Consider the following 24,613-nt stretch of genomic DNA (forward strand, 5'->3'; position numbering starts at 1 on the left):
GCAGTGCCCCGGCAGGCCGGTCGGACGTCGGACTGGCAGAAGATAACGCAAAAGAGGCCAAGGGGCAATGTTTCGCTCCTTGGCCTCTTCGTTTGCATCGCTAGATGCCGGTGCCGTCGTCGCCGTACCCCTTCAGCGGGGTTGTGCCGCGCTTGAAGAGGAGGATGCTCACGCCGTCGCCGCTTCGGTCGAACTCGAAAGCAAGCTCATTCTCGTAGGCCAGCTGCGCCACCGGCTCCAGTTGGGAGAGATCCCGCAGCCGGATCAGGATGCGATTCCCCTTGTCCAGGTAGTCGCGGATGCTCTGCGCGAGATCGAGGATGAAAAGCCCCTTCTCCTCGGTGAGGTCGACCAGGTTCAGGTTGGTGGCGGCCACTGCGTCGAGGGTGATGCGCCGGGGAGCCCAGGGGTTACTCTCGCCTGCGGAGAGATGCGCCCGCTGCGATTCGTCGGGAGCGTTCAGCACCATGCCTGCCGCCACCGTCGCGTTGGTGAACCGGTCGATGAGGATGAAACTGCCGGTGTCGCGGTTGGCGCCGTACGGATCGAAGGAAACCGGGCGGTCCAGTTCTATCCGCGCGAGGCCTATCTCGTTCAGCCCCAGCGTGGCGACCTGCTTCTGCTCCAGGGTGTTCACGTCCACCGCGTACTGCACTGCGGTCACCCGGCCCGGCGTCACCCCCGTCGCGGTCTTCACCAGGTAGAGCTGCCCGGGCTGCAGCGGCTCGTCGTGCATCCAGACCAGGTGCGCCTCGGGATGCCTGGTGTAGAGCGGCGGCGCCTCGGGACGGGTCAGCATGTCGCCGCGGCTGATGTCGATCTCGTCCTCGAGGGTGAGCGTCACCGCCTGCCCCGCCACAGCCTCGTCGATGTCGCCGTTGAAGGTGACGATCCTGGCGACCTTGCTGGTCTGCCCCGAGGAGGCGACCCTGATCTCGTCGCCGGGACGGATGGTGCCGGAGGCGACGGTGCCGCAGAAACCGCGGAAGTCGAGGTTGGGGCGGTTAACCCACTGCACCGGGAGGCGGAAAGGCTGCTCGTCCCGGTCGTCCTCGACCTGAACCGTCTCCAGGAAGTGCAAAAGGGGCGGCCCCTGGTACCAGGGGGTCTCGCCGCTTTTCTCGATGATGTTGTCGCCATTCAACGCGGAAATGGGGAGCGCGGTGATGCTGGTAAAGCCGAGCGGCGCGGCGAACTCGCGGTAGTCAGCCTCGATGGCGCGGAACTTCTCCTCGTCGTAGCCGATCAGATCCATCTTGTTGATGGCAAGGACGATGTGCTTGATCCCCACCAGGGAGACCAGGAAGCTGTGACGACGGGTCTGGGTCAACAGCCCCTTGCGCGCGTCGACCAGGATCACGGCGACCTTGGCGGTGGAGGCGCCGGTCACCATGTTGCGGGTGTACTGCTCGTGCCCCGGGGTGTCCGCCACGATGAACTTGCGCCGGTCGGTGGAGAAGAAGCGATAGGCGACATCGATGGTGATCCCCTGTTCCCTTTCCGCCTGCAGACCGTCCAGAAGGAGCGCGTAGTCGATGGCGCCCCCTTGCGTCCCGACCTTCTTGCTGTCCGCTTCGAGCGCCGCCAACTGGTCCTCGAAGACCATCTTGGAGTCCCACAAAAGCCGCCCGATCAGGGTGCTCTTGCCGTCATCCACGCTGCCGCAGGTGATGAAACGAAGCAGCGACTTCTCCTCCTGGCTCTTCAGGTAGGCAAGGATATCTTTCTCGATCAGTTCTGATTGATGTGCCATTAGAAGTACCCTTCCTGTTTCTTCTTCTCCATCGAACCGGCCTGGTCGTGGTCGATCAGGCGCCCCTGGCGCTCGGAGGTGCGGGTGAGCAGCATTTCCTGGATGATCTCGGGGAGCGTGTCGGCCTCGGACTCGACCGCACCGGTCAGCGGATAGCAGCCAAGGGTGCGGAAGCGGACCGGCTTGTACTCGACCTTCTCGCCAGGCTTAAGCTCCAGCCGGTCGTCGTCGACCATGATCAGCATGCCGTCGCGCTCGACCACCGGGCGCACCGCCGCGTAGTAGAGCGGCACTATGGGGATCTCTTCCAGGTGGATGTACTGCCAGATGTCCAGCTCGGTCCAGTTGGAGAGCGGAAAGACCCGGATGCTCTCGCCCGGCTTGATGCGGGTGTTGTACAGGCTCCAGAGCTCGGGGCGCTGGTTCTTGGGATCCCAGCGGTGGTGCGCGCTCCGGAAGGAGAAGATGCGTTCCTTGGCCCGGGACTTCTCCTCGTCGCGCCGCGCACCGCCGAAGGCAGCGTCGAACTTGTATTTGTCCAGTGCCTGCTTGAGCCCCTCGGTCTTCATGACGTCGGTGTAGAGCGCGGAGCCGTGGGTGAAGGGAGAGACCCCCTTCTTCACACCATCCTCGTTCACGTGCACCAGGAGCTCCATGCCCGACTCCTTGGCCATCCGGCCGCGGAACTCGATCATGTCGCGGAACTTCCAGGTGGTGTCCACGTGCAAAAGCGGAAACGGCGGCGGGGCCGGGTAGAAGGCCTTGCGGGCCAGGTGCAGCATCACCGCGGAGTCCTTGCCGATGGAATAGAGCATCACCGGGTTGTCGAATTCGGCCACCACCTCGCGGATGATGTGGATGCTTTCGGCTTCTAATTGCTGCAGATGGGTCAGATTATTCTTCATGGCAATATCCCGTATCGATCTTCGTGTGCCGGAGCTTTGACAGCGCCGGGCGCGTTCCCCTCTACCCCGGTTACCTGCGGTGCAGACCGCACTCTTTGTGCTCAGGGTTCTCCCACCACCACCGTCCGGCGCGGGCATCCTCACCCGGCTGGACCGCCCTGGTACAAGGAGCGCAGCCGATGGAGCGATACCCCTGCTGCAAGAGGCGGTTCTGCGGCAGACGGCGTTCCTGGACGAACTGAAGGAGTTGGGCCTCGTTCCAGTCGAGCAGCGGGTTGAGCTTCAGGATGCCGCCGTTCAACTGGTCCAGCTCGATCGCCTTCAGATCGGTGCGGGTGACGTTGTGTTCGCGGCGCATGCCGGTGATCCAGCCAGCGAGCCCTTGCAGCGCGCGCCCCAGCGGTTCCACCTTGCGGATATGGCAGCACTCGTGACGATTTTCCAGGGACTCCCGGAAGGAGAAAAGTCCCTTCTCACGCTCCAGCTTCTCCACCGCCTCGTGCTTCGGGAAATACCAGTCGATCTTGATGCGGTAGCGTTCGGTCAGGGCGTCGGCAACCTCGTAGGTTTCCTCGTTGAGCCTGCCGGTATCGAGGGCGAAGACGCCGATCTCCAGACCGGCCTCCTTGGCCAGTTCGATGATGGCGACATCCTCAAGCGAGAAGGAGCAGGCGAGTTTCACCGGACCTTGGACGGCTTCAATACCGAGGCGAAGGATGTCCTGGGCGGTTGCGTTGGCGGGGACTTCAGGCACAGCGTTCATTGGGGCTTCCTTTCCAGATGCGATTTCGGTTCCACGTCGGCAATCGGCGTAAAACCGCCGATCCAAACCTGTGTGACGTTGTAGCTTATTCAACCAAAACAGTCAAGAAAATTTATCGCCATTGCACAGTCAGGTGGTAGGTTTTTGTATTACCTTATTACAGCCAATGGCAAAGGGGAAACACAGCGAGCTGCAACATGCCGATTCTCTGTGACAAATCCCGACAGGACGCTGCCAGGCATGGCACTTTACTGGAACGATAAGTACAAGGAGAGACAGCTGAGGGAGTAGTAGCAGAAGAGAATACTACAGTAGAAATGGTGGGGAATGGTGGTGACTATCCGGGGCAGTCTAGTGCGAGCCGTGAAGCACCCGGATCGTTCTCCAGGCGCCGGAACGAAAGCGGAGCGACCAGACAACGGCGGTGAACAGGACGAAGCAGGTGCCGAGGGTCCACTCGGCGACCAAGCCGGGCATGAAGCTGTCGATCAGCCACAAAAGGAGCAGGAAACCTGCGGAGCAATAGACGAAGGTGCGGGCGACCCAGTTGGTATCCCCGGCGGAGGAGAGCACGCAGCCGGTCATGACGTTGGCAGCATCGAAGAGGCAGTAGAAGGCGACGAACTTCATTATGAGAGAGCCGGTCTCGACGATCCGGGCGCTCTCTGGGCCGTGACCGGCAAAGATCGCCATGAGCGGCGCCGAGCAGGTGGCGAACAGCACGGCCATCACCAGCATCCAGACCTCGCACACCAGCAGCGACTGGGACGCGATGGCCGGAACCTCGTCGTCCTCCCCTGCCCCGCGGGCGTGCCCCACCAGTATGCCTGCCGCCTGCCCGAGGCCGAGCGCGGGGAAAAAGGCCATGCCGTTGATCCGGAAGGCGATGCTGGACGCCGCCAGTTCCACGGTCCCCAGCCGCCCGAGCACCACGAGAAAGAGGGTCCAGGCAAGAAGCTCCCCGCTGATGCGCAGCCCCATGGGCATGGCCAGTTTCAGAAAACGGGACAGTTCGCCGCCGTGCAGGCGCCTGTCGCCACGGTCCGTGCATCCCCCGCCGGCAACGAAGATGGCGACGTAGAGGAGCGCGGCAATCCCTTGAGCGGAAACGGTGGCCAGCGCGGCGCCGGTGATCCCAAGGCGCGGAAAGCTCCAGGCACCCAGCACCAGTCCCCAGGCGAGCAGCGCGTTGACTGCAAACGAGAAGAAGGTCACCGCGGTGACGATGACAGGGCGCCCGATACCGGAGAGCCAGCCGGCCAGCGCAGAACCGAGCACGGGAAAGAGCGAGCCGGCCATGCAGATGGTGAAGTAGCTGATCTCGTCGGCAGCGACGTCGGGCGTGTGCCCCGCCAGTCGGAAAAGCTGGCCTATCGGCCAGGCCATGACCAGGGCGAGGACGCCGGAGGCGAGCGAGGTGTTGATGCCGAGCCATGCCGATTTGCGCACGCCGGCGGCGTCGCCTCGGCCGTGGTTGTGGGCGACGAAAGTGCCGGCATACCCAGCGGTACCGAAGAGAAAGCCCTGGAACAGGATGATCGCCAGGCCGGCGGGTCCGATGGCCGCCACGGCGGCGCTGGAATGACGTGACAGGACGATGGCGTCAACGATCTGCATCAGGGTGATGGCAGAGGTCGAGAGTATCATGGGGGCCGCCAGCTTCAGCAGGCGCGGAACGTGGTTGGTCACTGGACAGGACTACCTTTTGACAGAGTCGGCATCGCAGCCGCGTGGAGGCTCATTCACAAATTCACCGGCGGTGACCGGTCAGATCCGCAAAGATAACGCCAACAGCCGGAGAAAACAAGGAGGGAATACGAGATGACGTTGCCGGAAAGTATTGGAAAGGAACTTTCTTGCACCGGGAGGAAGACCCACTACAATTAAAATATTTTTAACTTAAACAAGGAGGGCGTTATGAGTTGGCAACTGCATGTCAAAGCGGCGGAGAGCGTTCTCAGGTCGGCGCGGATTCCGTCCTCTCCGGAACTGATATCACTGATCAAACGGGTGAATCCCACGTGCCTTCAGCTTCCCGAGAGTGATAGGGAGTATGGCTATCGCATCAAAAACCAGCTGCAAAACCTGCTTCTGGAGACCTACGGAGAAACCTTCCACCTGGCGCCTCATCCCTGCAACGCGGACATAATCCTCATCAAGCACAATGCCCTGCCCTCCATCGACGCCTGCCATGCAGATCTCAATGCCCTTTCAATGAAGGCGCTCGACACGGTAGGCAGCATCCACTCTGCACCGGCACCCTCCCCGACAAACGTCGAGGCGAAGAGGGCGAAATCCAGGAAACGGACCGCCAGCGGTTCGCCTAAGGAAGCCCTGAGAAACGCCGAACTTCTGCTTGAGCAGTACGAATACCCTCAAGCGGAGGAACTCCTGGCCAACATTCGAATCGCTGCCCCCGGGGATTTGCCGACCCTGATAAAAGCCGCCAGGATGTTGACGGAACAGATGGGAGCGTATCAAAGGGCTATTGAGGTCTTGCTGGCGCAGCCCAGGCATCTGCTTAAGGACAAGGTCGTCCGGGAACTGCTCGCCATGACCTATTACGGTAACGGCTTGATTGCTGAGGCGAGGGCTCTCTTCGAGTCGGCGGAGCCGGGGGATCTCGAGAAAAACTCCCTGTACGCCTACGCAGACATTTCATTCAAGGATGGAAACTTGTCACTGGCCTATTATCTTCTGAAGGTGGCGGATGAAAAAGAGGGATTCGTGACCACCCATACCAGCTTGAGAAAGGAGATAGAGGCGGCCATGCTCGAGGAAGCCGAGCCTTATCTGCAAAAGGCGGAGGCGGCCTTTGCCTGCAACGATCTCAGCCAAGCGCAGTCCCTGCTTCAGCGAGCCCTTTCCCTTTACCCGAACTTCAAGAAGGCGCGCGAATTAGCCGGAGAGGTTGAGGCGAGGAGGAGTGGAGCGGAAGTCGAGAGGCTCTGGGAGCGATTCGGGTCCAGCGAGACGGCCACAGAGAAGCTCGATTTGCTGGCGCAGCTTCTGGAGCGGGACAAGGAGAGAGGCGAGCAGATCAGGGACCTTATGGCACGGGAAAGGAATCGCCAGAAGAAAGAAGCGGTTGAAGACCGCCTCGACACGCTCCGGGCACTCGCGGCGCAGGAACGGTGGGAGGAAAGCTATCACAATCTGCTCTGGCTGTCGCGCCAAGGGGAGGAGGCGGACTACCATCGGGCATGCGCCATATCTCCTTATTTCTCTGTCCTCTGCCATAACAAGGGTCTTCGGAAACTTGCGGACGGAGATGCCATGAAGCAGTGGCTTAGGTTCGTCAGGCTCAGGCGGCAGGTGCAACAGGGACAGGTGGAAGGTTGCTGGGAGACGGTGCAGGACCTGCAGCAGTATTTTCACTGCTCCCCTCTGTTCAAGGAGCTATACGACACGCTCCTCGAACTGGAGTCGGCGAAGGCGAGGCGAGAGGCCGAGCAATTGTTTTCCTTGCTGGATGAACTGGATCAGTGGGAGGAAAAAAGGGACGCATTGGCCACAGCCAGAAAGCTCTACGCCCAACTGCAAAAGCCGTTGGCGTTATTGCCTGCCGCGGAGAGGGCCGCCTATAAGGAGGAAGCGAAACGCGCAATTTACCGCCTCGAGCCGGAGACGGAGTGCGAGTGGGGCCCACTGGATTACCGTGACGCCCTGCTTTTGGGAAATTCCACAAAAGCGGCGCAACTCAGGGAGACATTGACCAGCCCCTGGATGGCGCAGTTCCTAGATAAATACGACGATGAGGTTGCGCAGATGTTTGCCATTTCCGCCGAAGCGATCCCGATGACCGTTTCGCCGGATCTGGTCGTGGATCTCTCCTGGGAATCCGCCCCATCGCGCCTGGACAAAATGTGCTCCTCTGACCGACACGTGCTGTTGCGCGAGGATGAAGAGACCATCATCGTCCTCAACATGTGGCGCATGAGCGCCACCAGGTACCGGTCGCCCAATTTCAAGGATCTGGACGTGATGGATTGCTTGCCGGATAAGGACGTCTTCCTCTTGGCTAACTCTCGAACCAACAACACGATGTGGCGGGCCAAACTTTCAGAAATGGCAAGTCGATTCACGGCTGTTTTCGACCTCAATCAGCATTTCAACTACCAGGAAGGCGCGTCTTTTGAGGGCATATTCATGTCCGGCAGTAAGGACAATTCCTACTACGCCGTCATCCGGGAAGGCAACAATTTTAGAGTAGTGAAGCAATCCATCGACCTTGTCAGCAGTGTGGTGAGAACCTATGAAGCACCGTGTGAGAGCCTTGACGCATTCCGGCTGTCATACCAGCCCGACAGGTTCGTGGCAACCACCGATTGCTACACCCATGTTTTGGAGAGCAACCTGGAACCGCCGAGAGGCTGCAGCAGAGTCGGCGCAACCCAGGGCCTCAATTGCCTCAATTGCCTCGGTATCGACGCGGGGAGAAGCCAGATCTATGCTCTTGGGGACGGCATCGTAAACGTCCTGAATCCCAAGCTGCGAGCGGTGAAGCAGTATCTGGATGCCGAAAGCGTCGCGCATATGAGTATTACGGTATTAGCCGGGATCTGTCCCGAGAAGGACGTCGCGTTGCTCAATGTGAATGGGAGGAATTTGTTCTACAACATGAAAACCAATAAGTTCAGCCAAAAGTTTTGTGGTAAGCGTGTGCTGTCCACCGAAACTCCGAGCAGATGGTATTACACCGAATTCGACGCCGCAAACCTTGCTGTGAAGGTGAAGGACATCACCGACGAACTGGACACTCTTCTGGAATGGCAAGTCTTTCTCGCAGCGGGTGGCGACAAAAGTGCTGCCATCGAATTTGTCGAGAAACTGGAGGATCCCGAATTCTTCAGCATCGTGCAATCGCCCCCTCCCAGAGAGGACACCCCTGGACATGACACACATTGCTGATGGTCCGGTGGCAAGCACGTCCAGTGTGCACCACGTGCCCCCCCTGAACTTCGCTTTGCGGGTATTCCATGCTCATTGGACAAGGTGGACGAAACTGTGCCGGCCTCACTCGTGGCGCAAGGCGTCGATGGGGTTGAGGCCGGCTGCCCGGCGGGCCGGGAAAAAGCCGAACACAACCCCTATGGCCGCAGAAAACAAGAAGGATAAAAGGTTGACCTTCAGATCGAACAGGTACGGGATGTTCATGGCGTGCGCCAATGCCATGGAGGCGCCGGTGGCCAGGGCGATGCCGGCCAGGCCTCCCATCCCTGCCAGCACCACCGCCTCGATCAGGAACTGCAGCAGCACCTCCCGCTCCAGCGCGCCGATGGCAAGCCGGATCCCGATCTCCCGGGTACGCTCGGTCACCGAGACCAGCATGATGTTCATGATGCCGATACCGCCAACCAGCAGGCTCACCGCCGCCACAGCACTCAAGAGCATGGTGAGGATCTTGGTGGTGCTGGTCAGCGTCTGGGCGATCTGCCGGGTGTCCATGACCCGGAAGTCGTCTTCTTCGCTGTCGCTTATCTTGCGCCGCTCGCGCAAAAGCAGGGTGAGCTGCCTGGTGGCGGCCTCGACGGAGGCACCTTTGCGCACCGAGACGCTGAAGCGGCTCACGTCCTGGTTGCCGGTCAGGCGGCGCTGCACCGTCTTGAGCGGCATGACGATGCTGTCGTCCTGATCAGACCCCATGCCTGACTGCCCCTTCGGTTTCAGTACTCCCACCACCTCGCAGGAGAAGTCCTTGACCCGGATCTCGCACCCCACCGGGTTCTGGCCGCCGAAGAGCTTCTTGCGCACGGTCTCGCCCATTACGCAGACCGCCTTCCCTCCCCTCTCCTCCCCCTCGGCGAACATGCGGCCGGAGGCGATCTCCCAGTTGCCGGCATGGAAGTAGTCGTTGCTGGTACCGCTCACCATGGTGGGCCAGTTGCGGGACTGGTAGACCGTGGTGACGGACTTGCCGGCGACCGGGGCCACCCACTCGGCGCTGGAGATCTGGCTCTTGATGGCGTCGATGTCGGCGCTCTTGAAGCTGGGTGCGGCGTCCGAGCCGGGACCGAAGCGCTGGCCGGGCATCACCATCAGGAGGTTGCTCCCCATGCTGGAGATCTGATCGGAAACCGACCTGGTGGCGCCGTTGCCCAAGGTCACCATGATGACGACGGCGGCGACTCCGATCACGATGCCGAGCACTGTGAGGAAGGAGCGCATCAGGTTGCGGCGGATCGCGCGCAGGGAGAGGAGCAGGGTGTTCCAGAGCATCAGTATCCCTCCCCGTTGCGCAGGTCGCTCTCCACCACCCCGTCCACGAAATGCACCACCCGCCGTGCGTAGGAGGCGACGTCCTGTTCGTGGGTGACCATGAGGACGGTTATGCCCAGCTTCGCGTTGAGGGAGGTGATCAGTTCCATGATTTCATGGCTGGTGCGGGTGTCGAGGTTGCCGGTCGGCTCGTCGGCAAGAAGCACCTCCGGGCGGGTCACGATGGCACGTGCGATCGCGACCCGCTGCTGCTGGCCGCCCGAGAGCTCCGCGGGTGTGTGCGACTCCCACCCCTTGAGCCCGACCTGCTCCAGCGCCGCGCGGGCCGCCTGGTGCCTTGCCGCCGTCGGTTCGCCGCGATAGATGAGTGGCAGCTCGACGTTTTCCAGCGCCGTGGTGCGGGCCAGGAGGTTGAACCCCTGGAACACGAAGCCCAGGTAGTGGCGGCGCAAAAGGGCCCGCTGGTTGCGCTCCAGCTGTTCCACGTGCACCCCCTGGAACTGGTAGCTGCCGCTGGTCGGGGTGTCGAGGCAGCCCAGGATATTCATGGTGGTGGACTTGCCGGAGCCGCTTGGGCCCATGACCGCGACGAAGTCGCCGGAAAAGATGTCGAGATCGATCCCCTTCAGCGCCTGGAACTCGGCGTGCCCCCGGCCGTAGGTTTTGGTCACTCCCGACAGGCGGATCAACGGCGATTCGATCATTGCTTCGTCTCCAGGGTCTCGGTGATGACCTGCATTCCCGGCTTGAGGGCACCCGCCACGACCTCGGTCACCTTGCCGTTGCTGGCGCCCGTCTTCACCTCGACGGCAACCGGCTTGCCCCCCTGCAGCACCCATACCTGGCGCTGCCCGTCCTTGCTGCCGGCTGTAATCTGCTTTGGCTGCGCCGCGGGTGGGCGCGGCATCAGGGCACCAATCACCCCGCCAGGCTTCTTGGCTGCCGCCTCGCCGGAGGAAGGGGTGAAACGGAGGGCGGCGTTGGGGACCAAGATGGCCTTGTCGCGGGTCACGGTGGTGATCTCGGCGCTGCCGGTCATCCCCGGGCGCAGGCTGAGGTCGTCGTTTTTCACCTGCAGTACCGTCAGGTAGGAAACCACGTTGTTCTTGGTCTGGGAGCCGTAACTCACCCGGGTGATGACCGCGTCGAACTTCCGGCCGGGGTAGGCGTCCACGGTGAATAAGGCTTTCTGCCCTACCTTGACCTGGCCGACGTCGGCCTCGTCCACGTCCACCTGGAGTTCCATCTTCGAGAGATCCTCCGCGAGGGTGAAGAGGACCGGGGCGGTGAAGGAGGCGGCGACGGTCTGCCCGGGCTGGACGTTCCGCTTCAACACCACCCCGTTGATCGGGGAGCGGATGGTCGCCTTGGCCAGGTTGGTCCGGTCCGACTGCAGGTTGGCCTGCGCCTGGGTGACCGCGGCGCGGGCGTTGGCCTCGTTCGCTTCCGCGCGCTTGACGTTGGCCTCGGCGGTATCCAGCTCCGCCTTGGAGGGAACCTTGCCGCCGGAGAGCTGCGCCACCTGGCGGTACCGGGCCAGGGCCGCGCGCGCCTCGGCGGAGGTCGCCTGCATCTGCAGCACCTGCGCCTGGGCCGCCACCAGGCTCGCCCGCGACTTGACCACGGCGTCCTTCAGCTTGGAGAGGTCCAACAGGGCCAGCACCTCCCCTTTCCGGACCCGGTCGTTGTCGTCGACCAGCACCTTGTCCACCATCCCTGAAAGCTCGCTCCCCACGTCGACCTGGTTGGTCGGCTGCAGGTTGCCGGTGGCCGAGACCTTGACCACCAGCGTGCCCGACTCGACCGCCTCCGTTGCGAAACTGGGCGCAGGATCCTTCTCGGCGGGGCGGAGCGAGAAGGCGGCGGCCGCCAGCACCGCCACGACCGCGGCAGCGACGATCCAGACCCTGCTCTTGCCAAGCAGGCCTGCGGGATCGGCCTTCAGAAGTTTCTCCAGGGACGCGGCCTCGACTCGTTGTGCTTCGTTTTCCTTCATCTAATTCGATTCTCCTTCGCGGCGCCAGCCGCCGCCCAATGCCTTGTACAGCGCGACCAACGCCTGCGCTGTTTCTCCCCGCGTCTCGGCCAGGCTGTCCTCGACGCCCAGCACGTTGCGCTCGGTATCGACCACGGACTGGAAGTCGATGAGCCCCGCGCCGTAGCGCTGCCGCGCCAGTTCAGCGGCGTTACGCGCCGACAGCGCAGCACTTTGCAGCGCCTCGCCACGCTGCTGCCGGCGAGAGAGCGCCACCAGGGCGTTTTCCACCTCCTGCAGGGCCGTCAGAAGCGACTGCTGATAGGCAATCTGCGCCTGTTCCCGCACCGCGTCCTGGATTTCGACCCGGCTGCGCAGCTTACCCGCATCGAAAACCGGGGCGGTGACGCTACCGAGGAGCGAGGATTTGGCCGCGGATCCGCCGGCCACTCCCCCAAGGGTCAGGGCTTCCAACCCGATGGAACCCGAGAGCGTGAACGAGGGATAGCGGGCGGCTTCCGCGACGCCGACCCGCGCCGTCTCCGCCGCAAGTTTGCGCTCCGCCGCCCGCAGATCGGGGCGCTGGCGCAGCGTTTCCGCCGGGATGCCGACCGCCACCTGATCCGGCAGGAGCGGCAGTTCCTTTACCGCCGATAGCCGCCCGTGCAGCGTTCCTGGGGCCTCGCCCAAGAGGACATCCAACCGGTGCTCCGCCTCGGTGAGGCTCGCCTCCAAGGTAGGAATCGCGGCCCTCGTCTGCTCCCGGTTGCTGCGTGCCTGCTCCACGTCCTGGGTAGCGACCAGTCCGGCCTGTGCGCGCCACTCGGTCAACTGCAGCGTCTCCGACTGGCTGGCCAGGTTGTCACGGGCTATGGCGATCCTTTTCTGCAGGGTGCGCAGCTCCAGGTAGTTCTGGGCAACCTCCGCAGCCAGAGTGACCTGCACCCCCTGCAAGGTCGCCAGGCTCGACTCCAGATCAGCCCCGGCCGCCTCCATGCCGCGGCGCGTGCCGCCGAAGATGTCAAGTTCCCAGCTGGCGTCGAATCCGGCGCTGAACAGGCTGGTCGTCGCGCCGCTGCCGGATTTCGCGCTGGATCTGTTGCGCGCGGCGCTGCCGGAGCCGGTCACGGTAGGGAAACGATCGGAACCGGCCACCGCGTTACGGGCGCGCGACTCCCGCAGTTTCGCCTCGGCGCTGCGCAGGTCCGGGCTGGCCGTGACCGCCTTTTCGATCAGTTCGGACAGTAGCGGGTCCTTCAGCGTGAGCCACCACGAGCCGAGGTCGTAGTTCTCCGCGGAGGTGCTCTGGGTCGCGCCTTTTTCGTCCAGTTGCCGCCAGGCAGCCGGCGCCTTGAGCTGCGGCATCACATAGTCGGGGCCGACCGTGGCACAGCCGGCAAGCCCCAGACCCGCGCAGATGAAAAGCGCACGGGCCAGCGTTGGAATCTTCATCTTTTCCTCGAAGTATCGCCTTGTTGATCAAGCTGGGGCCAGTATAGCGACAACGGCAGGTACCCGTTGTAAAGAATTGAAATGATACGGATTCTTGATTTTTACAAAACTTTACATCGCCCCCACACGTCTTAACTGAAGCAACGCCGGGAGCAGGTAGACTCAAGCCAGCAGGTAACGCTTCGGGACACAAGGAGGCAGTATGGTGAACGGAATCAGCGGTGCGGGCATGCGGCACAACCCCCAGGATTTTTACAAGAAGGTCGACAGCGACGGCTCCGGGGGAGTATCACAAACCGAATTGCAGACCATGGCGGAGAAGTTGAAGGAGAAGAGCGGCACCACGCTCGATACCAGCGACGATGCCTTCAAAAGCTACGACAGCGATGGCGACGGCTCGCTCAGCATGGACGAGCTGAACACCTTGATGCAAAACGGCGGGTTCGGCCAGACGCATGGGATGCCTGACGGACCTCCGCCGGTGCCGCCACAGCAGGGGATGGAGGCATACGGTTCTGCGAGCGCGCAGAGCACCAGCCAGGACGATTTGGGCGCCGTCCTCGAAAGCTTGAAGGCGCTGGTGGAGAAGCTCTCTTCCGGCAGCGACGGGTCCGGCACCAGCACGGTCACAGGCACCGCAACCAGTGCAAGTACCAGCGCAAGTACCAGCGCAAGTACCAGTGCAAGTACCAGCGCAAGTACCAGCACCAGCACCGCTACCGGCAACAGCGCCGCACGGGCCGACGGTTCCCAGCCGCCGGGTCCTCCCCCGGGCGGCATGCAGGACCGCTCCGGCTCCTCGCTCGAGGACCAGGTGAGCGAACTGCAGAAACTGATCGATTCGCTCTCGAAGTACGTCGATGCCGGCAGTACGCAGACGAGCTTGGTGTTGAGCGTGACCACATAGCGCTGCACCGAGGTCGAAACTGAGTAGAGGAATTATCCCGTGCGGGTAATTCCTCTTTTCTTTGTCAGATCTTTTCACTCATTGTGGTGGCGTCGGAGCGAGAAACTGCTATAACTCAGTAAAGTTTTACCGCTATGTTGATATCAGGTAACCACCTCGATAACACGCCACTCTCAAAGGAGGAAAAGTGATGTCGCTTCGAAGAATCAGCTGTTCGCTGTCCGCTCTGTCAGTCGTCGCGTTGTTCACAGCGCACGGCGCAATGGCAGAAGAGACCGCTCCGGCCAAGGTCAAGGCGAAAGACGTGAAATCCTGCTCGGTCTGTCACAAACCGGCCGAGGGTCAACTGCGCGCATTTTTCGACACCGTGGCGATGAAGTCGCAGACAATCCAGCTCAGGTTTGACGACGGCGCCGAGGTGGTCAGCTTCGACAAGGACACCCTCAGGGTCCTCAACGGCGCCGTGCCCGGCAACCTCGAAAAATCGCTGCGGGCCATCAAGAAAGGGCACGAGGTCCGGGTCGCTTACACGGAAACGGGCAAGGGCCTGAAAAGCATCAGCGAGATCTCCATCAAGCCTCCCATGCAGGTGCCTGCCGAAAAACAGCTCAAGGTCGAGCAGGTAGAAAAGCTCGTCTCCGGCAAGGAAAAGTACACCCTGGTGGACGCGCGGCCGGCGCCCAAGTTCCAGGACGGGTCCATCCCGACAGCCATCAACATCCCCTTCCCCGCCTTCCAGAAGAATCTCGACAAACTCCCCAAGGACAAGGGGGAACTGCTGGTCTACTTCTGTGCCGGCGTCACCTGAGCGCTCAGCCCCTCCTCCGCCCGTGAGGCGGAGAAACTCGGCTACACCAACGTAAAGATCTTCCACGACGGCATCCCCGAATGGAACAGCCGCAACTTCACCGTGTTGAGCGCTAAGTCCCTCAAGGAGGGGTGGCTCGACAAAGGGCTCTCCTTCGTGCTCATCGACGTGCGCCCCGAGTCAGAGGCGGGACAAGGGTTTATTCCGGGCGCGACCAACGTGCCGGAACGCGAGATGGATCAGGCCCTGGCGACCTTCCCGAAACGGGAGCTGAAGCCTCCGGTGGTCATTTATGATGCCAATGGTGACGGCAGCGCCGAGCGCGTCGCGGCCAAGTTGATCAAGGCGGGTTATCCGGGACCGCGCGTCCTCACCGGCGGATACGCCGCCTGGAAAGGTGCAGGCTACCAGGTCGCTGCGGGGAAACCGGCCGCACAGGTCGTCTACGTTCCCAAGCCAAAGCCCGGCACCATATCGGTGGCCGAGTTCCAGGCCTTCGCCCGTGGGATCCCGGCGGGGGTACAACTGCTGGATGTACGCGGCGCCGACGAAGTAGCCAAAACGGGGATGATCAAAGGCGCGGTCAACATACCCGCCGACGAGATCGCCGACCGCCTGGCAGAGATCTCCAGGGACAAGAAGCTCGTGCTGCACTGCAACACCGGCACACGGGCAGAGATGGCCTACACCATCCTCAAGGAGAAGGGGTACCAGGTCCGGTACCTTGACGCTACCATAACACCCAACCAGGACGGAGGTTTCACCATCAAGTAACTGCCGCGGCAGGGTGCCCTTGAATCTGTGGGATGAATTCGTGCAGCCTGTCGAACAGCTGATGAAGGGAGGAGTGGATGAAAGCCATTGCGATCGTTGTGCTCTCTCTGGTTGTCTCGGGTACGGCTTGGGGCCTCGATGCAGACTCTCAGTGCATCGTTTGTCACAGTGACAGGAACATGTTGAAGTCGCTTGGCGCGGAGGCCATGTACCTCGACCCTGCGCAGGTGGACCGCGAGGTCAACATGCCTGGGGTGACCTGCGTCGACTGTCACCTCGGCGCCGCAAACGAAAAGGACAAGGAAAACGCCCACCGGGGCATGCTGCGCCCCTTCCTGGTCGGGGTGGGCCCGAGAGTCAAGGGGGAGGCGCTGTCCCGGCAGGCGGCAGGGGCGGTAAAGGCCCTGGTACCGCGCTCCTCCGACATGGAGGCCCTGACGCCGGAAGGGGACCCGGCAAAACTTGCCGGGCTCGGGATCAAGGCGGTGGCCGGCATCCACTGGCAGGACCGTGATCCCAAAACCTTCGCATTTTCCCCCGACATCGCCCGCAAGACCTGCGGCAGGTGCCATGCACAGGAGGTGCAGGATTACGCGAGCTCGGAGATGGGGCTGCTGAAACACCAGAGATCGTTCCGCAAATGGTCGGAGCAGCTCCCCGGTCCCCAGAACTGCGGCATGTGGTTCGGGCAGAACTACGACAACCTAAGGAGTCAAACCGCCGTCCCCTACTCCGAAGCGCAGAACGACGCATCAAACCGCGCCTGCAACATGTGCCATCCGGGATGCAACGACTGTCACTACAAACCGCACGCGGGAACCGGCAGCCACAGTTTCGGCATTCCCGACACCACCAGTTGCTACGGCGGCCGCCGCGGCACCATTTGCCACGCCGGCCCCATGGACCGCAGGCGCGGCGCCGGGTACTTCCGCGGCGATTACTCCTTTCCTCCCAACCTCCCCCAGGAGGCGCACTTCAAGGCGGGGATCACCTGCATCGACTGCCATAAGCCCCAACACCACCAGTTCGGCCACCTGGGCTCGCCCCAGGCGCGTGCCGCCTGCGCCAACTGCCATGCCGAGATCGTAAAGGCGGTGCAGAGTTCGGCGCACGCCAAGGTGGACTGCGCAACCTGCCACGTTACCGTGGTCGGCGCCTACCAGTACACCTTCTGGGGGCCCGGAGTCACCTTCGGAGTGGAGACGCCGTACGGAAAACACAAGGAGTACTACGGCACCCGCGATCTCCCCACCGTCATCAAAAACGCGGACGGACGCTGGATCGGGGTGAAGCCCTACCCCATGGCGGTAATGAACCAGACCGCGGAACTCGCCCCTACCGGGCTTATGTTCCGGGAGATCTCGAAACGGCGCGTACCGGGGAACCCCTCCATCGGGGAGCCCGCATTCTTCGAGGCGGTGCGTGGGGCGCGCGACGTCAACGACGCCTACATCGGCGTCGGCACCCGCAGCGATCTTCCCTCCCGCAACAAGGCGATCCTCTGGGTACAGATGGACAAGATGAGCCACGCCCTGGGCAAGCCCCGCGGCTGCGCTACCTGCCACGACTCGCCGACGCAGGTGGGCAGATCGGAATGGAACTACTTCGAGAAGTCCGACGTGAAAAAACCCTTCAAGGGGAGTTACAAGGTGCTTGCGGACAAGGACGGGTTGAGGTTCACCGAGCAGGTGTGGGAAAAACCGGAACCGGCCGGGAACCGGAAGCTGGAGGATTTTGCTCCCTTTACCCTCCTCCCCGCAAGCGCATGGGACGTGAAAGGGATCAACTTCTCGCTTCCCTACGACAAGAAGAAGACGGACGCGGCGCGCAAGGAGCTCGACCTCTTCCTGGCGGAGCTCGCCGGGCGCAAGGACGCGGAAGGAGCGCGCCTGCGGGGGATAGCCTATCACAACCTCGAGCTTGCCAAGTCGATGCTGCAAAAACGTTAGGGCCGCCTATTTTGGCGGAGCGGGCGCACTCCACACACAAAGAAGGGCCCGCTGCCGGTGGCAGCGCGCCCTTTCTTTACCGCGGCCAGAGAGGCAGGGACCTGAAAGGCCCCTCCCCCGCTAGTGCCTGTTCAGCACGCGCAGCGTATCGTTGGCCTCCTGAAGTTTCTTCTTGAGTATCTTCAGTTCCTCGACCGTGTAGGTGGTGGCGCCCTGCTCGTTGATGGCGACCTGCAGCTTCCTGATCCTGTCCTGGATGCTGTCGACCTGGTTGTTGCAATCCTTCAGGAGCATCGCGCACTCTTTCTCGCACTGGGCGTCGCCGGTTTTGTGCATGCTGCCGTGGTTCGGGGCCTCGTCAGCCAGTACCGGGGTTGCCGCCGCGAAAAGGGATACCGCCATGAGTACCAAGAGTTTACGTTTCATTGTTACATCCTCCTTTTATCGAGAGATTTTGTTGCGCTTCATTGCGCACCTGTTCAACTAATAGCATCGGGCGTGCCAAATCGTAACTAGTTGAAATATCGAATCTCCTTTCAAGAGGAAGTCCAGAACTAGAGAATATTCAACAACACCAGTGGCTTATTCGGCAAGAGTTCACCGGGATCCGCCTTGGTTATAGCGGCACGCCCCTTTCCATCTGCAGGGGCTGAAGGAGTAAGGGATGGCACAACTTTTCGAAGAGGCTTGCCTTGGGAAGCTAAGTCTGAAAAACCGATTCGTGCGATCGGCGACCTGGGAGGGGCTCGCGGCTGAGGATGGCTCCGTCACGCCCAGGCTGACGGATATGATGGTGGAGCTGGCGAGCAACGACATCGGGCTGATCATCACCGGCTACGCCTTTGTCACCAAGGGGGGACAATCCACCCCCTGGCAGATGGCGGCCTGGGACGACCGGTTTCTCCCGGGCCTAGCCAGCATGACCGAGGCGGTACACGCAGCGGGTGCCAGGATCGCGCTGCAGCTTGTGCACGCCGGCCGATTTTCGTCGCAGGAACTGACCGGCGAGCGCCCGAGGGTCCCCTCGGCGGACGGCCCGCTCAACCAGGCCCTCACCACCGGCGAGATCGAAGGGCTCATTGCCGCCTTCGCGGACGCGGCCGCCAGGGGGAAAGCGGCGGGCTTCGACGCGGTGCAGCTCCACGCCGCACACGGCTTTTTGCTGAGCGAGTTTCTCTCCCCCGCTTTCAACCGGCGCGAGGACAGCTACGGAGGCAGCCTGCAGAACCGGGCCAGGCTGCTCCTGGACGTGGTCCACGCGGTGCGGCGCAAGGTGGGAGAGGCATACCCGATCCTCGTGAAGATGAATTCCGACGATTTCCTGGAGGACGGCATGACGGCGGAGGAAGCCCTCCAGGTCGCCCAACTTCTGGAAAAGGCCTCGGTCGATGCCATCGAGTTTTCCGGCGGCACCCCGCTGTCGGAGGAGCTGATTCCGCCTCGCCCAGGGGAACTGACCAGCAGGGAGCACGAGGTCTACTACCGGGCGGCCGCGCAGGACTACCAGAAACAGGTGGGGATACCGCTGATCCTCGTGGGGGGGATCCGTTCCTTCGAGGTGGCGGAAGAATTGGTGCAGCGGGAAGAGGCCCAGTTCATCGCCCTCAGTCGCCCCCTGATCGGTGAACCGGACCTGGTGCGGAGATGGCGCGAGGGAGACCGCGCCAAGTCGGTCTGCCTCTCATGCAACGGCTGTTTCGGTCCGGCGCTGGAGGGGTTGGGGGTGCGCTGCGTGGTCCTCGAACCGGAACAGGATCGGGCCTAGGCAAAGCGCCCCCTGCGGCGAAGCCGCAGGGGGCGCAGTCGTTCGGATATTCGTGCCGGCTAAGTCGGAATGTTCACCAGGGAGACCACCAGTCTCCTCCCCTCGGCGTCGCACAGTACGTCGAGGTTGATCTCGCGGGCTTCGGGGCCGGCCTCCTTGCGCTTGATCCCCATCCGGTCCACGACCAGCGTCTCCTTCCCCACCCACAGATGCTCCTCGGCTCGCCCCAGTACGTCGGCAACCACACCCAGGTAGACCTCCAGCATCTTGTCGTCCTTCCCTATCTCCAAAAGCTGCTCCTCGATCTGTGCCAACCGTTGCTCCAGGGTCGCCACGTCCGGTTCCGCTCCCGAGCCGGGACCGAAGCCGAAGCCGCCGCGGCGCAACAGGGATAGCTTGGAGCCCAAAAGCGTGCGGTGCTTCTCAAGGTTGCCCCGCCGCGTCTTGATCTCGGTGATCCTCCCAAGCGCTATGCGCAGCAGGTGATCGTAGGCGCGGCGCTTCAACAGGTAGCGGGTCTCCTCTTCCTTGTCGTTTAGGTCGATGAGCCTGTGTCCTTCGAAACTGACCGTCACCTGCGGTACGTCGCGCAGCACCACGTCGCCTGACATCGCGGCGCCCAGGGTGAGCCGCTCCTGCTTCTCCATGAGCAACAGCCCCGTCGCCACGCGTTGCCCGTCCCCCGGTTTGCCGCGCAGTTGCGCGAGCCCCGGGTCACGCTCCAGGAACAGTCCCATCTCCGAAGCGGAGATGAAATACGTGCGCAGGTTGGTCTCCTCGTCGTAGCGCTGCGGGTCGAGTGCCAGGATCGGGCCGGTGCCGTCCACAAGCGACACCACGTGGTCGATGGCATGCAGCACGGCCGGGCGGAGCTTCTTCTTGTAGCCGAAAACGGCACGGATCCAGGGATCGGTGCCGTCGACGGCGCGCTCTATGGCTTTGTTGACCAGGGATTCCGGCACGGCACCTCCTCGCGTGCCGCGCCTGAAGATGGAATGTAGGAACCTCAGCAACTGCTACCTCCGGACTTACTTCTTCTCTTTGGTCTGCTCGATGTCGTAGTCGCGCTTCATGGTGTACAGGGTCCGGATCAGCTCGTATTCGAAGGGGGAGCCGGTCTGGCGGTACCTGAAGGGGGTGCGATGCCTGCGGTCCACGGCATAGACACCGGCATAGGCGTAGGTGGCGGTGTTGTCGTTTAGCCAGGCCAACGGGCCGATGTAGTCAACGGTGGCCGCATCGGCGACCAGCCCGGCGGTATCCCGGACGTTGGAGGCGCCGAGCACAGGGAGCATCAGGTAGGTCCCGCTCCCGGTGCCGTAGTGCCCGAGCGTGAGCCCGAAATCCTCGGTCTGGCGCTTGAGCCCCATCTTCTTCGCCTGATCCCAAAGGCCTCCGATGCCGATGGTCGAGTTGATCACGAAGCGGCTCACCGTGACGCCGGCGCCCTTCAGATTGAACTGCATAAGATTATTAGTCAAGTTGGTAATTTCACCCAGGTTGTCGAGGGCGTCGGAAACCCGGTCCTCGAGGTAGTTGGGCATGATGAACTCGTAGCCGCGCACCACGGGGCGGTACAGGTACTCGTCGAAGTAGTAGTTGAACCGGTAGCTGCCGCGGTTGAACCCCTCCACCGAGTCATTCACGTCCAGCATGTTGGGCTGCCCAGGCTTGACCAGGTCCTCGTAGCGCCTGAGCGGCGGCTCGACCGGACCGGTGACCTTGGGCATCGAGCTGCAGGCGGAAAGCAGCACCAAGAGCAGCAGCGGCACCAGGAACCGCCCTCCCCCCCCGGTCCCTTTTCCGCGCGACAGCGAGCAAGGCATGTGATCGGCGATTTTTTTCATGATCACTCCTCCTTCCCTTTGAGAAAGCCGGTGATGGCGGAGACCACGTCGGGGTTGAACATGTTGCCCATGTGTCCGCCGCTTGGGAAGATCCATGCCCGGTCGTCGAAGACCCGTTCCAGGTACTCGATGTCCCCGGACACCAGGATGATGTCGTCCTCGTTGTGGATGAGACCGAACTTCCTGGACCCCTTCAGGTACCCCTCGAGCGAGCGCAGGGTTTCCCGCCGCAGCAAGGCCTCCCGGGTCAAACCCGGCTCCATCTTCTGGTAGTGCGGGAAAAGCCACTGTTCGAAATAGTCGACGAAGCTCGTCTTGTAGGCAACGATGGCGTAGCGGGTGAGCGAGGTGGTCGAGGTGAGACGGACGTTTTTGGGGACGATGTAGCCGCCGCCGTTCATCACGTCAGCCGTGAAGATCATGTCAGCGGCGTTCATGCGCGCGGTGAGGCCGATGAGGGCAGCCAGATTGCTCTCGCTGGGCTGCATCCGCTTGTAGGTGCGGTACATCGATTCGCCGCTAAGCCCCCCCGGCTCCCAGGCCTCGGCAAGGTGCATGGTTTGGCTGAAGACGCCGCGAAACCAGTTGTCGAAGTTGTCCATCCCTCCCGGGACGTTCTCCACCAGCAGCCGGTCCAGGGCCGATACCGAGTCGTACAGGCAGACCGGCGGGTTGATCAGGAGCACGCGCCTGAAGTTGAAGCGATGTTCCTGGTCGTCGAGTTTCGCGACGAAGGCGGCGTCAAAGCCCCCAAGGCTGTACCCGGCGAGCATGAAATGGGAGACGTCGACACGTTTGCGGACCTTCTGGTAGGCGAGATCCATCACCCGGTACAGGTCCTTGGCGTCGTCGGTGGCGATGCCGGGGAGCCCGCTGGCCGCGTTCACCACGAAGTCCATGTGGGTCGGCGAGGTGAGCGAGATGACGTGGAATCCCGCCTGGTACAGCACCTTCTGCAGCTTCAACATGCGCGGGACGTCGAAACGGGAACCGGAACCCGCGATCAGGAAAACCAGCGGGGCCTTGTGATCCTGGGCCACCAGCGAGCAGACCAGCCCGTTTTCGTACCAGAAGACCTCGGGTATCTCCCGCTTCGGGAAGGGTCGGACCACGAACTCGTGGACCGGGACCTCGTCGGGTAGCCGGACCTCGAATTCCTTCGGGAGCTCCATGACCGTCGCCTCGTAGGGGTTCACGAAGGGGTAGAAGTAGGATTGCGGTGGCGCCGCGGCGGCAGGCCGGGCGGCAAGGAAGGAAAGAAGCAGCAGAGTCAGCGCCAGTAAGCGTTTCATGAAGACCTCCCTACTGCCGGCCGCTAAGGTATCAGGCCGGACTCTTTGAAGTAGCGTGCCGCCCCCGGATGCAGAGGAATGGCGGTGACACGAGCGGCCTGCTCCGGTGTCAGATCCTGAAAGATCGGATGCTGGCGCCGGAACAGGTCGAGGTTCCCGAGTATCTCGCGTACGACATGGTACACGGACTCGTCAGACTGGTCGGCAGTGGTGAACAAGACGGTACGAACGCCGAGACTTTGCACCGCGCCAGCGGTCTGCACGTTGGGGTAGAACCGGGTGGGGATGAGAACCGGGGCGAGGAGCGGGTTGTTGGCCGTCACCTGCCTGATCAGCCCTTCGTCCAGCGGAACCAGGAGCACCTTGCGTTGTCCAGCACTCGCCTCCAGAACCGTCAGGTTCGGATGCCCGACGATGCAGAGGTAGGCGTCGATGTCCCCTTTTTGCAGCAGTTCCGGAGCGATCGCCGTAGAGTGCTCGGTGTTGATCACCTCCCCGGGATTGAGGCCGGACATCTGCAACAATGCGCTGGCGTACGTGTTGTCGATGGAGCCGGGGGCGCCGATGTTGAGCCTTTTCCCCTTCAGGTCCGAGACGCGCTTTATGCCGCTGTCCACCGCCGCAACGATGGTGACCGTTGCGGGATAGAGCCCGAGGACGGCCCGCAGTCCCCCTCTCGCCTTCCCCTCCCATGGACGCACACCCTGCATCGCCCTCTTCAGAAGTTCGGTTTCGGCGATGCCGAAAGCCGCCCTTCCCTCGGCGACGGCGTCGATGTTGGCCACCGACCCGGCCGAAGCGACGGTGGCGAGTCTCATGCCGTACACCGCGCTCTTCTTGTTGAAGATCTTGGCCACGGCACTGGCAGCGGCGTAGTAGGAACTGGTGGTGGTTCCCGAAGAGATGGAGAGGGGTTTGACGGTGCCGCACAGGGCACGGGGGACCGGGAAAAGTAGTGCTGCAGCAGCGGCCAGCAACACCAGGCGTGCGACCTGTCGGGAAAAGTGCATATGCTCCTCCAGATAACCGGATTTAAGCAACAAGCCTTAGTTATACCAAAATTTCCTACGTGCACACGTTTCACGTCATGGTTGCGATGGTCTTTCGGAAGCGTGAAAGCGAGATGGCGAAGAGGACGCTCCCGATCAGGAAGAGCGCGGCGAACTGGGGCCACACCACGTCAAACCCGGCGCCGCGGTACAGGATCGCCTGTGCGAGCATGACGAAGTGGGTGTTGGGGGCCGCGAGCATGACGCCGCGCACCGGCCCCGGCATGCTCTCGCGCGGCGTGGTGCCACCGGAAAGGATCTGCAGGGGAAGTAGGACCAGCATGGTAAGAAGGCCGAACTGCGGCATGCTGCGCGCCACCGTGCCCAGGAAGATGCCGAGGGAGGTGGTTGCGAAGAGGTGCAGGGCGGTACCCGCCAAAAATAGCGGCACCGACCCCTCTACCGGGACCCGCAGCGCCCCTTCGACCACAAGGTAGAGCGAGGCGGTGGTGGCGCAGAGCACCACGAGGGCCATCGCCCAGACCTTGGCCATCATGATCTCAAAGGGAGTGATGGGCATGACCAGGAGATGCTCGACGGTACCGTGCTCCCGTTCACGGATCAGGGCCGCACCGGTCAGGATGATGGAAAGCAGGGTGATGTTGTCAATGATCTTCATGACGGCGCCGAACCAGGATTTATTCAACTCCGGGTTGAAACGTGCCCTGAGAGCCAGGTCAACCTGCTGCACCGAATCGGGGCGGTAGCGCTGCAAAAAACCGGCGATCTCGTTGGAGACGATGGTCTGGATGTGGGCGTTGCCGGTGAAGGCCTGGCTCATCCTGGTGGCGTCGATGTTCAGCTGGATTTCGGCGCTGCGTCCGGCGAGAAGGTCGCGCTGGAAATCGGGGGGGATGGAGAGGGCAAAGGTGTCGAGACCCGCATCCATCCTGGCGTCCATCTCTTCCCGGGTGATGAAGGACGGAGGGGAGAACTGGGGCGGATAGAAGGCATCGCCGATCCGGATGGAAAGCTGGGAGCGGTCCTCATCCACGATGGCGATGGGGGCTTTGTGCAGGGTCTCGGGCATGGCGGTCGCCGCGGCGTAAATGGCGAGCGAGAAGGCGTAGCAGATCAGGACCAGCATGACCGGGTCGCGCAGCAGGCTGAAGAGTTCCTTGACACCAAGGTGGACGATGTTGGCAGCGCGCATGG

19 protein-coding genes are annotated in these 24,613 nt (G+C 62.3%); 5 read left to right on the forward strand and 14 right to left on the reverse strand.

Annotated elements, in window-relative coordinates; translation table 11 throughout:
* Positions 1-100: 100 nt before the first annotated feature.
* The 4 genes from cysN to KP003_RS10155 all read right to left on the reverse strand — a co-directional run bounded on the left by cysN (position 101) and on the right by KP003_RS10155 (position 5,110).
* Complete coding sequence (gene cysN, locus KP003_RS10140) at positions 101-1,753, reverse strand: sulfate adenylyltransferase subunit CysN (protein ID WP_216791800.1); 1,653 nt, start codon at positions 1,751-1,753, stop codon at positions 101-103.
* The gene (gene cysD, locus KP003_RS10145; RefSeq protein ID WP_216791801.1) at positions 1,753-2,658 is read right to left on the reverse strand and encodes a sulfate adenylyltransferase subunit CysD; all 906 of its coding nucleotides are present in this window, start codon (positions 2,656-2,658) and stop codon (positions 1,753-1,755) included. The genes cysN and cysD overlap by 1 nt, the downstream gene beginning before the upstream one ends.
* Before the next feature lie 70 nt (positions 2,659-2,728).
* On the reverse strand, positions 2,729-3,421 hold the full coding sequence (locus KP003_RS10150; RefSeq protein ID WP_216498961.1) for a phosphoadenylyl-sulfate reductase: 693 nt from the start codon (positions 3,419-3,421) through the stop codon (positions 2,729-2,731).
* A 351-nt stretch (positions 3,422-3,772) separates the two neighbouring features.
* On the reverse strand, positions 3,773-5,110 hold the full coding sequence (locus KP003_RS10155; RefSeq protein ID WP_239027649.1) for an MATE family efflux transporter: 1,338 nt from the start codon (positions 5,108-5,110) through the stop codon (positions 3,773-3,775).
* Positions 5,111-5,338: 228 nt separating this feature from the next.
* Here KP003_RS10155 and KP003_RS10160 point away from each other — a divergent pair, with 228 nt between their 5' ends.
* Complete coding sequence (locus KP003_RS10160) at positions 5,339-8,332, forward strand: tetratricopeptide repeat protein (protein ID WP_217300669.1); 2,994 nt, start codon at positions 5,339-5,341, stop codon at positions 8,330-8,332.
* Positions 8,333-8,437: 105 nt separating this feature from the next.
* Here the strand turns inward: KP003_RS10160 and KP003_RS10165 are convergent, their stop codons facing one another.
* The 4 genes from KP003_RS10165 to KP003_RS10180 are packed head-to-tail and all read right to left on the reverse strand — an operon-like array spanning position 8,438 to position 13,067.
* Positions 8,438-9,640: an ABC transporter permease gene (locus tag KP003_RS10165; protein ID WP_216791805.1), complete on the reverse strand. Its 1,203-nt coding sequence runs from the start codon at positions 9,638-9,640 to the stop codon at positions 8,438-8,440.
* On the reverse strand, positions 9,640-10,344 hold the full coding sequence (locus tag KP003_RS10170) for an ABC transporter ATP-binding protein (RefSeq protein WP_216791807.1): 705 nt from the start codon (positions 10,342-10,344) through the stop codon (positions 9,640-9,642). Before KP003_RS10170 ends, KP003_RS10165 begins: the two co-directional genes overlap by 1 nt.
* Positions 10,341-11,636, reverse strand: coding sequence for an efflux RND transporter periplasmic adaptor subunit (locus KP003_RS10175; protein ID WP_216791809.1), 1,296 nt, complete (start codon positions 11,634-11,636; stop codon positions 10,341-10,343). Before KP003_RS10175 ends, KP003_RS10170 begins: the two co-directional genes overlap by 4 nt.
* The gene (locus KP003_RS10180) at positions 11,637-13,067 is read right to left on the reverse strand and encodes an efflux transporter outer membrane subunit (protein WP_216791811.1); all 1,431 of its coding nucleotides are present in this window, start codon (positions 13,065-13,067) and stop codon (positions 11,637-11,639) included.
* A gap of 202 nt (positions 13,068-13,269) precedes the next feature.
* On the opposite strand from KP003_RS10180, the gene KP003_RS10185 reads away from it, so the two are divergent.
* From KP003_RS10185 to KP003_RS10195, 3 genes are all read left to right on the forward strand, one after another.
* Positions 13,270-13,974 (forward strand): EF-hand domain-containing protein, encoded by a 705-nt coding sequence (locus tag KP003_RS10185; RefSeq protein ID WP_216791813.1) that lies wholly within the window; start codon positions 13,270-13,272, stop codon positions 13,972-13,974.
* 190 nt (positions 13,975-14,164) lie between these two features.
* Entirely contained in the window at positions 14,165-15,556 is a 1,392-nt protein-coding gene (locus KP003_RS10190) for a rhodanese-like domain-containing protein (protein ID WP_437178062.1), read from the forward strand.
* A 179-nt stretch (positions 15,557-15,735) separates the two neighbouring features.
* Positions 15,736-17,505, forward strand: coding sequence for a cytochrome C (locus KP003_RS10195; protein WP_239027650.1), 1,770 nt, complete (start codon positions 15,736-15,738; stop codon positions 17,503-17,505).
* A gap of 120 nt (positions 17,506-17,625) precedes the next feature.
* On the opposite strand, the gene KP003_RS10200 is transcribed toward KP003_RS10195, so the two are convergent.
* Complete coding sequence (locus tag KP003_RS10200) at positions 17,626-17,931, reverse strand: hypothetical protein (RefSeq protein WP_216791816.1); 306 nt, start codon at positions 17,929-17,931, stop codon at positions 17,626-17,628.
* Between the two features lie 238 nt (positions 17,932-18,169).
* Here KP003_RS10200 and KP003_RS10205 point away from each other — a divergent pair, with 238 nt between their 5' ends.
* A complete protein-coding gene (locus KP003_RS10205) occupies positions 18,170-19,270 on the forward strand; it encodes an NADH:flavin oxidoreductase (protein ID WP_216498971.1) in 1,101 nt (366 codons plus the stop codon).
* 59 nt (positions 19,271-19,329) lie between these two features.
* On the opposite strand, the gene KP003_RS10210 is transcribed toward KP003_RS10205, so the two are convergent.
* The 5 genes from KP003_RS10210 to KP003_RS10230 form a co-directional block, all read right to left on the reverse strand.
* Positions 19,330-20,283: a hypothetical protein gene (locus KP003_RS10210; protein WP_216498972.1), complete on the reverse strand. Its 954-nt coding sequence runs from the start codon at positions 20,281-20,283 to the stop codon at positions 19,330-19,332.
* A 15-nt stretch (positions 20,284-20,298) separates the two neighbouring features.
* Complete coding sequence (locus tag KP003_RS10215; protein WP_302467704.1) at positions 20,299-21,117, reverse strand: MlaA family lipoprotein; 819 nt, start codon at positions 21,115-21,117, stop codon at positions 20,299-20,301.
* A gap of 2 nt (positions 21,118-21,119) precedes the next feature.
* Positions 21,120-22,409, reverse strand: coding sequence for an alpha/beta hydrolase (locus KP003_RS10220; protein ID WP_216498973.1), 1,290 nt, complete (start codon positions 22,407-22,409; stop codon positions 21,120-21,122).
* A gap of 23 nt (positions 22,410-22,432) precedes the next feature.
* Entirely contained in the window at positions 22,433-23,419 is a 987-nt protein-coding gene (locus KP003_RS10225; RefSeq protein WP_216498974.1) for a TAXI family TRAP transporter solute-binding subunit, read from the reverse strand.
* Between the two features lie 70 nt (positions 23,420-23,489).
* Positions 23,490-24,611, reverse strand: a complete 1,122-nt coding sequence (locus tag KP003_RS10230; protein WP_216791939.1) for an ABC transporter permease — start codon at positions 24,609-24,611, stop codon at positions 23,490-23,492.
* Positions 24,612-24,613 lie beyond the last annotated feature (2 nt).

The sequence above is a fragment of the Geomonas diazotrophica genome (genome assembly GCF_019063885.1).
GTDB lineage: Bacteria > Desulfobacterota > Desulfuromonadia > Geobacterales > Geobacteraceae > Geomonas > Geomonas diazotrophica.

Excerpts from the sequence above, each read along its gene's own strand:
- cysN (WP_216791800.1), bottom strand. The coding sequence starts at position 1,753 with ATGGCACATCAATCAGAACTGATCGAGAAAGATATCCTTGCCTACCTG.
- KP003_RS10185 (WP_216791813.1), top strand. The coding sequence starts at position 13,270 with ATGGTGAACGGAATCAGCGGTGCGGGCATGCGGCACAACCCCCAGGAT.
- KP003_RS10215 (WP_302467704.1), bottom strand. The coding sequence starts at position 21,117 with ATGAAAAAAATCGCCGATCACATGCCTTGCTCGCTGTCGCGCGGAAAA.
- KP003_RS10205 (WP_216498971.1), top strand. The coding sequence starts at position 18,170 with ATGGCACAACTTTTCGAAGAGGCTTGCCTTGGGAAGCTAAGTCTGAAA.
- KP003_RS10150 (WP_216498961.1), bottom strand. The coding sequence starts at position 3,421 with ATGAACGCTGTGCCTGAAGTCCCCGCCAACGCAACCGCCCAGGACATC.
- KP003_RS10180 (WP_216791811.1), bottom strand. The coding sequence starts at position 13,067 with ATGAAGATTCCAACGCTGGCCCGTGCGCTTTTCATCTGCGCGGGTCTG.
- KP003_RS10225 (WP_216498974.1), bottom strand. The coding sequence starts at position 23,419 with ATGCACTTTTCCCGACAGGTCGCACGCCTGGTGTTGCTGGCCGCTGCT.
- KP003_RS10175 (WP_216791809.1), bottom strand. The coding sequence starts at position 11,636 with ATGAAGGAAAACGAAGCACAACGAGTCGAGGCCGCGTCCCTGGAGAAA.
- KP003_RS10165 (WP_216791805.1), bottom strand. The coding sequence starts at position 9,640 with ATGCTCTGGAACACCCTGCTCCTCTCCCTGCGCGCGATCCGCCGCAAC.
- cysD (WP_216791801.1), bottom strand. The coding sequence starts at position 2,658 with ATGAAGAATAATCTGACCCATCTGCAGCAATTAGAAGCCGAAAGCATC.
- KP003_RS10230 (WP_216791939.1), bottom strand. The coding sequence starts at position 24,611 with ATGCGCGCTGCCAACATCGTCCACCTTGGTGTCAAGGAACTCTTCAGC.
- KP003_RS10160 (WP_217300669.1), top strand. The coding sequence starts at position 5,339 with ATGAGTTGGCAACTGCATGTCAAAGCGGCGGAGAGCGTTCTCAGGTCG.
- KP003_RS10170 (WP_216791807.1), bottom strand. The coding sequence starts at position 10,344 with ATGATCGAATCGCCGTTGATCCGCCTGTCGGGAGTGACCAAAACCTAC.
- KP003_RS10220 (WP_216498973.1), bottom strand. The coding sequence starts at position 22,409 with ATGAAACGCTTACTGGCGCTGACTCTGCTGCTTCTTTCCTTCCTTGCC.
- KP003_RS10195 (WP_239027650.1), top strand. The coding sequence starts at position 15,736 with ATGTTGAAGTCGCTTGGCGCGGAGGCCATGTACCTCGACCCTGCGCAG.
- KP003_RS10200 (WP_216791816.1), bottom strand. The coding sequence starts at position 17,931 with ATGAAACGTAAACTCTTGGTACTCATGGCGGTATCCCTTTTCGCGGCG.